The organism is Bernardetia aquimarina (assembly GCF_042180575.1).
In the GTDB taxonomy this organism is placed as follows: Bacteria; Bacteroidota; Bacteroidia; order Cytophagales; family Bernardetiaceae; genus Bernardetia.
On sequence record NZ_CP170094.1, the window covers coordinates 5,385,009 to 5,398,026 of the forward strand.

At 34.3% G+C, this 13,018-nt stretch carries 4 protein-coding genes; 2 read left to right on the top strand and 2 right to left on the bottom strand.

The window, feature by feature from the left end:
* Positions 1 to 148: 148 nt before the first annotated feature.
* Positions 149 to 6,214, top strand: coding sequence for a T9SS type A sorting domain-containing protein (locus ACE193_RS23150; protein WP_375560558.1), 6,066 nt, complete (start codon positions 149 to 151; stop codon positions 6,212 to 6,214).
* Between the two features lie 101 nt (positions 6,215 to 6,315).
* Here the strand turns inward: ACE193_RS23150 and ACE193_RS23155 are convergent, their stop codons facing one another.
* Positions 6,316 to 7,344, bottom strand: a complete 1,029-nt coding sequence (locus ACE193_RS23155; protein ID WP_375560559.1) for an aldo/keto reductase — start codon at positions 7,342 to 7,344, stop codon at positions 6,316 to 6,318.
* Positions 7,345 to 7,415: 71 nt separating this feature from the next.
* Entirely contained in the window at positions 7,416 to 8,936 is a 1,521-nt protein-coding gene (locus ACE193_RS23160) for a magnesium chelatase (protein WP_375560560.1), read from the bottom strand.
* Between the two features lie 478 nt (positions 8,937 to 9,414).
* Between ACE193_RS23160 and ACE193_RS23165 the strand changes: the two genes are divergently transcribed.
* Positions 9,415 to 13,014 carry a hypothetical protein gene (locus ACE193_RS23165; protein WP_375560561.1) on the top strand — a complete coding sequence of 1,200 codons (3,600 nt, stop codon included), beginning with the start codon at positions 9,415 to 9,417 and terminating at the stop codon, positions 13,012 to 13,014.
* Positions 13,015 to 13,018: the final 4 nt, after the last annotated feature.

The following is a 13,018-nucleotide window of genomic DNA, read 5'->3' on the forward strand; positions in this document are numbered from 1 at the left end:
AAAAAGAAATGTTGATTTTATGTTGAATTAATAGTGAAAAAATTTAGAGCAACACTTTTTTTTACTTAAATTATAAACAGTTGTTAGCTTATTAACCATGGCAACTAAGTAATTCATTTTCTATCATTCATAAATCCTATTTTTAAATATGAAAATAATAAGACTACTACAAACTTTTGGAATTTTAGTTCTGCTATTATTCTATTCTAATACAAATGCACAAGTAACTACTTGGAATACTGGCAGTGTAGCAACTGTTTCTGGCAATGCTTCTGCTGGTTCAACTGTAAGTGCTGTCGCAACTGGACCTACAGGAACTTTTCATAGTGCTTGGATTAATGACACAGGACCTACTAATCCACAGTTGAGTATATATACTTGGAATGGAACTAATTGGTCTTCACTTACTTCAATTACTAAAGGTATTATAGGAGATCCTTTAGTAGATTACTTTTATGGATTTTCTTTTACAATTGATGCTAATGATGATATTCATGTAGCATTGCAAATACAAGAAGACGCTTCTTGTTGTGGACAAGAACGAGGTATTTATTATGGTTTTTATGACCGTAGTACCACTACTTGGAGTTTCTTAGAGGTACAACTTTATACTAATCCTAATGGATGGCTTAGTGGTGCTTGGCCTTCTATTGCTGTAGATAGTAATAATAATCCTTCTATTGTTTATGAATACTCAGATGCTAATGCTCCACGTACCTATAAGGTAATATATGCCAAAAAAAATGGTGGTTCTTTTGATTTAACAGATGTAGAAACAATCACAGGTGGTGGAAGTCTGATATCACTTACAGATTTAGCTTTTGACTCTAACGATAAAGCACATGTTTCTTATCAACGAGACACTGGAACGGAGTTAGACTTATATTATGCAACTGATATTTCAGGAAGTTGGGCTGTTGAAGAAGTTGATGCTTCTACTGCTAGTGTAAAAGAGTTTGATGTAAATGCTATTAGAATAGATGGTAATGATAAACCTCATATTGCTTATGTAAATAGAGTAACTAATGATTTATGGTATGCTTCTAAGGCAACAGGTAGTTGGGTAAAAACATTAGTGGATAATGGGTCAATTGGATACACTATTGATATGAGTATAAATAATAATAATCACATATCTATAGTTTATGTTGATGATACAGGAAATGATCTTTTAAGAGTAGCTACTTTACCAGCAACAGGAGGTAGTTGGGCAAAAGAAACGGCATACACAAATACTACAACAGCAGGATTAGGATTTTCATATGGAAGAGGAGGAGTTGGTTTTAACAATAGTAATGAAGTGATGACAGTTGCAACACAAAGCACACCAAACGTAATTGTCTATTCAACAGGAACTTTCTCTGCTCCTGCTTCTCCAGCCACAGTAACCACAACAGCCCAAGCCAACGTAACAGCCACTACAGCCGATTTAGGAGGAAATGTAACTTCTGATGGAGGCGCAACAGTAACAGAACGAGGTATTGTTTGGGGAACAAGTGCAGCACCTACTACTTCAAATAATAAAGTACAAATAGGAATAGGAACAGGTGTTTTCAATCAAAATGTAACAGGTTTGCCTTCTGCTACAACTATTTTTGTTCGTTCGTATGCTATTAATAGTGAAGGAACTTCTTATGGCAATCAGATTAGTTTTACGACACTTGCTCCTAATACAGCACCTAGCATTACATTACAAGATACAGATTTATCTACTAACAGTGCGACTTCTATTACATTTAATAGTGGCAATAGTAATCTAATTAGTATTTCAGATGGAGAAGGAAATGCCCAAACTGTTGCTATTGATGTAACAGGTGGGGGAACATTCTCTTTATCTACAACAACTGGGCTAACTGTTTCAGGTAATAATACAGCAAATTTAACCCTAAGTGGTTCTTTGGTAAATATTAATGCTGCACTCAATGGAGCTAGTTTTGATCCTTCCTCATCAGTAGGACAACATACGATTGCCATAAATACAAATGATGGAATGGTATCATCAGGAGTTTCTAGTATAGTGATAGGAGTTTATCCATCAACAGCTACTTCCACAACTGAAACCTTCGAATCTTTTACAAATAATGACTTAACATTTACGAATGCTGTCACACACCAAAATTTTTCATTTACATCAAATACATTCAGAATAACTGAATTTGCTGGTTTTGGAATTGGAGGAAGTGATAAACTTTTTGATAATGTAGCAAATTGTAATTCAACAGGTAACTTAACAGCCAGCTTATTAATTGGAGGAAGTAGTGTATTTTACACACAAAGTTTTTGGTTATTTCCTTCAGAAACTTGTGTTGTCAATGGAACTAACGGAACTGTTATTGTGCGAGGAAAGAATAATGGTGTAACTCAATTTACAAGAACCATTTTATCTGCTGAACTTAATGACCAACAATCTATAAATGAAGGTTTTACATTTATTAATATGGACATCTATGCAGGCTTCACTATTGATGAACTAGAATTTCAAACTACAGGAAGTATAAGTTATGTAGGAATTGACAATTTAGAATTTGCAGCTTTTACCCCTCCCACAGTAACCACCACAGCCCAAGCCAATGTAACAGCCACTACAGCCGATTTAGGAGGAAATGTAACAGATGATGGAGGAGCAACAGTAACCGAAAGAGGCATTGTGTGGGGAACAAGTACAGCACCTACTACTTCAAATAATAAAGTACAAATAGGAACAGGAACAGGAGTTTTCAATCAAAATGTAACAGGATTACCTTCTGCTACTACTGTTTTTGTTCGTTCGTATGCCATTAATAGCGAAGGAACTTCTTATGGAAATGAAATTAGTTTTACGACACTTTCTGCTTGTACTGCCCCAACAGCACAGGTTACAACTTTATTAGCAGGAAATAACCCAACACTTAGTACATTAGATATTGTAAGTTATGATGCACCAACAGGAGGAGCAACAGGTTATGTCATTAAAATAAATAGTACAAATAGCTTTACTGCTCCTACGAATGCAGTTTCTCTTCCAACAGCAGATTTGAGTTGGAATGATGCAGGGGAACAGGTTATTTATGCAGGTATTTCTACTAACCCTAATATTGTAGTTACAGGATTAGACCCTAGTACACAATATTTCTTTAGAGTTTATGCTTACAATGATTGTGCAGGAACAAATACATTTGAAACAACTGGTACTGGAGAAGCAGGAACTACTATAACTCCTCCTACCTTCACTTCGACCATCACAAGTATAGGCTGTTCTGGAGGAGGCACAGGAGCTATTGATTTAACAGTAACAGGAGGCACAGGAAGTCCTACTTATCTTTGGAATACAGGAGCAACGACAGAAGATATTTCTGGATTAGCAGCAGGCGAATATACAGTTACGATTAGTGATGGTGGAACTGATTATACAGCGACTTATGAAGTAGGCTATGATTTGACGTGGACAGATTTGACTAATTTTACAGTGAATGCAGAGAAAGAATTAGTCAAAGGAGCTACTACAGGTTGGGATAGTGATGCAAATTCAGTAGAACGAGTAATAGGTGATGGAGGTATTGTATTTACAGCCTCTGAAACAACAAACTCCTATATTGTTGGTCTTTCTTATCTCAATAATACTGTTGGTTTTTCGGATATTGGATATGCTATTTATCTAAATAGACTGGGAGAAGTAGAAGTCTATCAACAAGGAAATTATATAGGAAGTCATGGTAATTATGTATCTGGCGATATTTTCCGTATCACTCGTAGTGGCACAACCATTACATACTCTAAAAATGGTGTTCCTTTTCGCACTCAGACCAATGCTAAAAGTACAGATTTATTTGTGAGTGCTACTCTACACAATGCTTCTTCATCAATTCCTCAAGTTCAATTTACGAGTTGTCCTATTTCTTTAGTCGTTTCTACGACTTCAAATAGTTGTCCTGCTACTACTTCAGGCAGTGCAGTGGCAAGTTTAGTAGGAGAAGTTCTTCCTGTTACCTATAGTTGGTCAGGTGGTGGAGAAACTACAGCTAGTATCACAGGCAAACCGAATGGCACTTATACAGTAACAGCTACTATTGCAAGTGCTGGTTTGGTTCTTAGTAAATCTGTCGTTATTGGTAATATCATTACTTGGGAAAATGAAAATAATGTTTCTGTTGTAGGTAATGTTGTCTCCAAAACAGGTACACAAGGCTGGACAAGTGGAGCTAATTCTACCCAACAGTTGAGTCCTACAGTAGATGGATGGGTCAATAACACAATCACTTCCACTTCCACTTCCTATATGTTTGGTTTAGCCAAATCAAACACAGATGCAAGCTATACTTCCATTACATATGCGTGGTATGTTTCAAAAGGTGGGATTGCTTATCCTAATTATAATGCTCAATCAGGAGCAGGTGTAGCTTATCAAGTAGGCGATAATTTGAGAGTAGGACGAGAGGGAAGTCAAATCAAATTCTATAAAAATGAAGTTGTTGTTTATCAGTCTGCAGTGTTTACAGGAGAACGTTTGGTAGCTGATGTTTCCATTCATACACTTAATGGGACAGCAGGAGTTTTACAAAATTCATTTTGTGGAACAACAGGAGGAGAAGCCTATTCGGCTATTGTTACTGATTTTGATTGTGGCAGTGGTTCTAGTTTAGGTAGTATTGATGTAACAGGCACAGGTTTTACTTATTCTTGGTCAGCTCCTGGATTTTCAACCGTTAGCACAGAAGATATATCCAATCTACCAGCCAATGGCTATACACTTACACTTTCAAAAGGAGGAATAGATTATAGTTCTTCTTATTTAGTAGGAGCATCTCTCAGTTGGACAGGTTTGACAGATTTTACTCAAGAAGGAGATAATTTAAAGAAAACAGGTACTTCTAATAACTGGAGTAGCTCTGCAAACTCTACAACTTCTTTTGCTGGAAATGGAGGTATTTTATTCCTTGCTCAACCAAACTCATCTTATATGATAGGCGTTTCTAAAGCAGAAGGTGGTGCAGGTTATACTTCTATTGATTATGCAATTTACTTGGCAGCATCAGGTAGTGTTTCCATTTATGAAAAAGGTGTTTTTAAAGGTAATTTTGGAACCTATCAAGCCAATGATGTTTTCAAAATAGAACGTTCTGGAAGTAGTATTCATTATTCCAAAAATGGTTCTTCTTTTTATACAAGTAGCACACCAAGTAACTCAAGTTTACTTGCTGATGTAACTATGCATACAGGAAGTGGTGTTTTACCTCAAGTCTTGTTTACGGATTGTCCTTTATCTATTGATGTAACAAGTTCTGCTGCTTCTTGTCCTAGTGCTGGTGTAAGTGCAACAGCCAGTCTAAGTGGAGGTAATTTTGCTACTTCGTATGAATGGAAAGATGCTGCAAATAACACAGTAAGTTCATCAGCAACGTTGAGTCCTCAAACTAATGGAGGCTATTATACAGTAACAGCGACAGGTAGTTATGGAACATTGACTAAAACAGTCTTTTTGAGTTACCAAAATACTTTTGTGAATCAAACAGAGGTTTCAGTCAGTGGTTCAACAGTTACTAAAAGTACATCTGCAGCTTCTTGGTCAGCAGGCGCAACAACGAGTAATACGTTAGCAGCCAGTAGTTCAGGTTCTATCCTCAATACAGTTGCTCAAAAGGCATCTTATATGTTTGGTTTGGCTATTCCAAATACGATTGCAAGCTATACTTCCATCAAATATGCGTGGTATCTTTCTTCAAGTGGTGTTGCTTATTCAGGTTATAACTCTACTTCAGGTGGAAGTACAACTTATCAAGTAGGGGATAAATTTAGTGTGGCAAGAGATGGAAATATGATTAAATATTTCAAAAATAATGTTCTTATTCATCAAGAATCAGCGATTATGGATGCACTTGTAGGTGATGTATCGATTCATACACCAAATGCATCAGCAGGTAGTTTTGTAGTTTCTTTTTGTGGAAGTGGTGCTAGAATTCCAAACAAAATTCAAGCAACAACTCAACTAGAAAAAGATACATTTAGTATTTATCCAAATCCAAGTACAGGTATTTTCAATGTTCGTTTTGGAACTTCTTTATCAGCAGATACGCAAGTAACTGTTTTTGATGGCATCGGTAGAAGCATCAAAACACAAACTTTTGAAAAAGGAAGTCAGAAATTTACCATTGACCTCAAAAATCAGCCGAAAGGAATATATCTCATTCATTTTAATCAAAATGGAAACACTTATTCTAAAGCGATTATTGTGGAGTAAATAAGTAAAATGTTTATACAAAAAGCTCCCTTTTCTTTGCAGAATAAGGGAGCTTTTTCTTTGTTGATGAACTTCATTTGAGTCTCAATGAATGGTTTTGTCTATCGAATAATTTTATCTTTATTATCTCCAAAAACAAGATTTTGAACATTATCAGATTTCAAAAATTTATGAGGAAAACCCAAATCAATTTCACTTACTTTATCTAACTCTTCTAAAATATCTGATGAAAGTTCTACCTTCAAACAACCCAAAGAATCTTCTAATTGATTTACATTTCGGCTTCCAATAATCGGAATTACCTTAGAAAAACACGAATCTTGTGTTTTGAGCCAAGCAAGTGCAACCTGTGCAGGAGAAACTCGTAAATTATTAGCAATTTCTACTACTTTTTTAGCAATTTTTAGATTATGCTCATTGTATTTGACACTTTCAGATGAAAGACGACCATTTTCAATCATTTTGTCATTATATTTTCCTGTCAAGATACCAGAACCCAACGGACTCCAAGGAGTAATGGCAAGTTCAAAATCTTTAGCCATCGGAATCAAATCACGTTCTACGGTGCGTTCTATCAAACTCCACTCAACTTGCAAGCCCACAAACTGCGACCAACCTCTAAAATGAGCTAATGTATTTGCCTTCGAAACTACCCAAGCAGGCGTATCCGAAATTCCAATATAATGAACCTTTCCACTACTGATAAGGTCATCAAGTCCACGCATCATTTCCTCTTCCTGTGTTGTTCCGTCCCACATATGAACCCAAAGCAAATCTATATAGTCTGTATTCAAACGCTTCAAACTTGTTTCAATAGAACGCATCATATTTTTACGATGATTTCCTGCTGCATTTGGGTCTTTTTTATTATCATAGAGTGTATATTTTGTAGCCAAAACAAAATAATCTCTATCCGAATGGATAAATTCACCTACATATTTTTCACTTGTTCCTTCTGTGTAACGATTGGCTGTGTCTAAAAAATTACCACCTGCGTTAGCGAATGTTTCGAACATTTTCTTGCTGGTTTCTTTATCTGCACCTGTTCCCCATTCTTCGCCAAAAGTCATTGTACCCAAACAAAGTTCAGATACACGTAAACCACTTTTTCCAAAAAGTTTGTAATTCATAATTGTTGTATTTTGTAATATTTAAAATCAAAGCAGTTAAATGTATTCTCTAATTTCCAATTTCTAGACTCCTAATACTCATCAAATTCATCATCGTCATCATTTTCAGGCATCGAAAACATAGAACTAAATAAATCTTTAAATACAAGACCATTTGCCAATACATTTTTATTGAGAGCAGAATATTCAGCCAAACCGTGTAACAAAAACTCCATCAAAAAGAGTTTTTCATCGCCTTTTGCTTTTGGATGTTTTTGTGTTATAATTTTTTCTAATAAAGGAACTTGTTTGAGCTGTTTTTCATATTCTTTTTGTGAAGCATCATTCATTATATCAACTGTATTTCCATCGCCAAACCATTTGAGCATCATATAATATAAGCCATCTTCTTTGAGTTTCTTTTGCTTTTCTGGGTCTGGAAAGAATTTTAAAAACTGCTCACGAATAGATTTATTTATCAAACTTTCGGCTACAATTCCTGCTCCTTCTTGTTCGCCTTCATATACCAATTCTATTTTACCAGCAATGGCAGGAACAACACCTCTAAAATCACTCATTCTGACAGAAGTAGATTTTTCATTATTAATTAGCATTCTTCTTTCGGCAGCAGAAACCAAATTTTCATACGCTGAAATGGTCAGACGAGCCGAAACACCACTTTTTTCATCGACATATTCGCTATCTCTTGCTACAAAAGAAATTTGTTCTACCAAATCGGTTGCAATTTCGCCTACGTGTATTTTTTCTTTTTGCTCTTCTGCAAGCCTAGATTCTTGATGCGTAATTTTTTTACTAATCTCTAAAGTGGTCGGATAATGTGTAATAATCTGACTTCCAATTCTATCTTTTAGAGGAGTTACGATACTTCCACGATTGGTATAATCTTCTGGATTGGCAGTAAATACAAACTGAATATCTAAAGGAAGACGCAATTTGAAACCACGAATCTGAATATCTCCTTCTTGTAAAATATTAAATAAAGCAACTTGAATGCGTGCTTGAAGGTCAGGAAGTTCATTGATTACAAAAATACAACGGTGCGAACGTGGAATAAGACCAAAATTAATTACTCGTTCGTCAGAATAATTCAATTTCAAATTTGCTGCACGAATAGGATCGACATCGCCTATCAAATCTGAAACGGTTACATCAGGAGTTGCTAGTTTTTCGGCGTAGCGTTCGTCTCTATGAAGCCATTCAATTTCTGTACTGTCTCCTTTTTCTATAATCAAATCTTTTGCAAAGCGTGAAAGAGGATTGAGAGGGTCGTCGTTGAGTTCTGAACCTTTCACAAAAGGAATATATTCATCTAAAAGACCGACCATCAAACGAGCAATTCTAGTTTTTGCTTGTCCACGAAGTCCCAAAAGATTGATATTATGACGTGAAAGAATAGCTCTTTCTATATCTGGAATAACTGTTTGTTCGTATCCATAAATACCTTCAAATGGGTTTCCATTATTTTGTAGGCTTTGGATTAGATTATCTCTTAATTCTTCTTTAATTGTTTTGGACTGATAACCTGCATTTTTGAGGTCTTTAATAGTTTTGAGTTCTAAAAGTTGATTGCTTTTTAGTTCGTTGTAAGCCATATATTTTGAGAAAATATTTTTATAGAAAAGTAATTTTTATTCTTGCTTTAAAACTCTAAGAACGATTCGTTTGAAAAATAGTTTAGACAAAATTTTGCACGAAAAAACCTACCAAATAGGCTAATGGAATAGTTCATTGATTACGATTAGTATTACTATTTCAATAGCAAAAATAAAGTGTAAAAGTTATTTTTTTGTAAATAATGACGTGTTTTAGAAATTCAAAAAAGAGTAAAAATAAACCAGTTGTAAAAAGTAATTTTTATTTAGAACTTTTATTTCAAAATAGTTTAATTAAAACTGATTAAAATGCAACTTTACGCAAATATGTTTTTTTATGAAGTTCTGATATTTTAGAAAAATGTAAAGTAAAATTCGGTGTGTAGTGGGTTTTTTAGATTATTATTTTGTTAAAAAAAGCTATTTTATATCTATTTTTGCTATTGAGTTTGAAGCTGATTTATAATGTAATACATTTGTGCCTTCAACTAACTCTATTTTTATTTGTAAAGGCACGACCATGAAATTATTTCAGAATTACCTACTCTCTCTTATTGTATTTTTAGTATCTTTTTACACAGTTGCAAATGCACAGCGTGGTGGAGGTGCAACAGGTGCAGAACCTGATCCTTTAGAAGTAAAAATCTTTCCCCCTTCTCCTAATACAGCTAGTTTAGGTAAATACGGAGAAGTACCTGTGGGTTTATACACAGGAATTCCACAAATTTCTATTCCACTTACTTCTATTCAAGATGGTAGTCTTTCTTTGCCTATTAGTTTGAGTTATCATGCAGGTGGTGTGCGTGTAGAAGAGATAGCAAGTTGGGTTGGTTTAGGCTGGAGTTTGAATGCAGGTGGAGTTATTACTAGACAGGTAAGGGGAATTCCTGATGAGTTTGATATGGAAAGAAGAAGTAATATACTTGGTATTCTTAGAGGAGGTCAAACAAGTATTCCTCTAATGCAAGATGCGATTTGGGGTAGTAGAGATATAGAATCGGATTTATATATATATAATATAAATGGTATTTCAGGTACTTTCTTTTTTGGAGAAAATAATGAAATCTTGTTTACAAACAAACAAGATTTTAAAGTGGAAAAGGTAGATAATTATGCATCTGCTTGGATATTGACTGATGCTAGTGGTAATAAATATTATTTTGGAAGTACCAAAGATGGAAGTAGATCAGCTATTGAATTTGCTACTAGTACTCTTTCTGACGATAATGGTCGTAGTATAATCTCAGCTTGGTACATTACAGAAATAGAAGATGTAACTGAAAATAGTAAGATAGAGTTTAATTATAGAATAGAACAATCTCAAAGTCAATATAGAAGTGGAGAAAAATATACAAAGAGAGTAGAATCATTAGATTGTGGTAGTAATGGCTTCGGTTTCAAGAGATATTCCACGGGATCATCGGCAGAGACTCCAATTTTAGAATCAATAGTCAGCAAACATCAAAAAGTAGAATTTACAGCAAATTTTGAAAGAGATGATTTAAACTCCATGTTGAATGGAGGAGGAAATGCTGCAAATGCTTTGACTAAAATCATAGTTAGTAATAATAATAACGAGCCTATAAAAGAATTTGATTTGTCTTATAGTTATTTTGCTTCTGCTGGGTTGAGTCAATACGATGGAGTATTTGAATCCGACTTACAACGTTCAAAAAAATTACGTTTAGATAAAATTCAAGAAAGTAATGAAGGTTTGCATCTACCTCCTCATATTTTCCAATATAATTCACTTCCACTTCCTGAACGCTTCTCTTGTCAAATGGACTTTTGGGGGTTTTATAATGGAAGAAGAGAAAATGATGGGATAGATATATTAACATTAATACCAAAAGTAGAAGTATACTTCCCTGGAGTATCTGATGTTAGTGTAGTATATGATAAGGGTGCAAATAGATTACCTAGTCAAGAGTATATGAAAGCAGGGATATTAGAAAAAATAATTTATCCTACAGGAGGTTTTACAGAATTTGAATATGAAGCAAATACTACTACAGATATAGATAAGTTTCCTTTAGGATATAGAAATGAACATGTTTATAAAAGTGAAACAATGAACGTAATAGAAGATAATTTGAACCCTATTACAGAGCAGATTTTTGAGATAAATGATGTTCCTGAACCATCACAAGGAATACATAAAACAACCTTATATTGGAATATTAGCGAACTGAACTGTTCAGATGGATTTGGTACTCTTACTTGTGGAGTAGAAGTAAGAATTGAAAGTCTAACAGACCCTACATTTATTCCTTTTATTATACGTCAAGAAGCAGGCTATGTACAATTACAAAATGGAACTTATAAACTCATTTGTAATATTGTTTATGATGAATATCCAACACAAGTTAGGGAGTTTTCGATAAACTATAACTGGGAAGAAGGGATCTACACACAAGAAAAAATGGCTGGAGGATTAAGAATAAAAGAAATAAAATCTTATGCTAATGAGTTTTCAGATCCTATTGTTAAACAATATGAATATAAAGCTGAAAATGGTACAAGTAGTGGCAAAATGGCAAGTGAGTTGAGGAATGTAAAATCTCCTTCTTACTTTCCTTTTTGTAGAGGTTGGGGATTTACTTTGTCTTCTAGTAGTCATTATCCAATCGTAAGTACACAAGGAGGACAAGTAGGGTATAAAAGAGTAACTACTTATACTGGGTTGAATAAGGAACTCGGAAAAGTAGTTAATAATTATTCATTTACTGAGGATATTTTAGTAGAACACGAATTATATGAGCAACCTTTTGCTATAACTTCATACGAGTCTCATAGAGGGCAACTACTATCTACAGAGAGTTATTCAAAAGATGACAGTGATGAGTATCATTTATTAAGTCAAACAACTAATAACTATGAGGAAGGTGGCACTAAACAAGTATTGAACATAAAGATAGAAAGAGTATTAGGGTCTGGAGCATCAGGTACTGCTGCCTATGTGAATTATCAAACAATATCATCGTGGCAACGCCTATATAGCACTACCCAGAAAACATATGATCCAAATAACTCCCAACTACTAAAAGAACAAACTACAAATTATTTCTATAATGAAGATGCTCGCCATACCTTGCCCATTCGTACTGAAACGATAGTAGATGGAAAAACGCTAATTACCTATACAAAATACCCTCTTGATTATGGGAATGTATTGCCTACTTCTGATAATGTGAGTAAAGGTATTTATTATCTGCAAGATAAAAATGTGGTAGGTGCTGCTGTCGAAACTTATACAACAGAATTAGATAACTCAACAAATCAAGAAAAGACTATTTCTGCTCAAAGAATGGTCTATAATTCAGACAAACCTCATTTGAAAGAAATACATCAATTAGAAGCAAACTCTGCTGTTTCAGACGATGGAATAGTAAATTTTATTCCTTCTTTTATTAATGCACAAGGAGAATTTCTGAGTGACTCTCGTTATGAAAAACGATTAGAATATTACAAATACGATGAGTTTGGAAACCCATTAGAGTTTGGAAAAGTAAAAGATGTACATAAATCTTATATTTGGGGATATAAAAATACTTATCCTATTGCAGAAGTGATAAATGCTTCTCAAGACCAAATCTTTCATACATCTTTTGAGGAAGAAGGTGGAAATAGCTCAGAGGCACGTACAGGAACAAAAAGTTTTAAGTTATTAGATTTTATTAATGTAAAAGATAATTTACCAAGGGGCAAGTATCTCTTTTCTGTGTGGGTAAAAGGTAAAGGAACAATTACAGTTTTAGATAAAACAAAAACTTTTAATTCCCCCAATGAATGGTTACATATAGAATTTAGACTTGAAACTGAAACTGAAAGAAGTATTGTTATAATTGGAAGTGGTTCTGGGCAAGATGGTTTCTTAATAGATGAAGTACGTTTACATCCTCTAGAAGCACACATGATTACACGTACTTATACACCTCTTATTGGAGTTACTTCTGAAACAAATGTCAATCATAACTCTACCTTTTATGAGTATGATGAACTACAACGCTTACATATAATACGTGACCAAGAAGGAAATATTATTAAACGTACCGATTACGAATATAAAGGAAACTAAAAAT

Coding starts and splice junctions, on each gene's coding strand:
- ACE193_RS23155 (WP_375560559.1), bottom strand. CDS start 7,344: ATGAATTACAAACTTTTTGGAAAAAGTGGTTTACGTGTATCTGAACTT.
- ACE193_RS23160 (WP_375560560.1), bottom strand. CDS start 8,936: ATGGCTTACAACGAACTAAAAAGCAATCAACTTTTAGAACTCAAAACT.
- ACE193_RS23150 (WP_375560558.1), top strand. CDS start 149: ATGAAAATAATAAGACTACTACAAACTTTTGGAATTTTAGTTCTGCTA.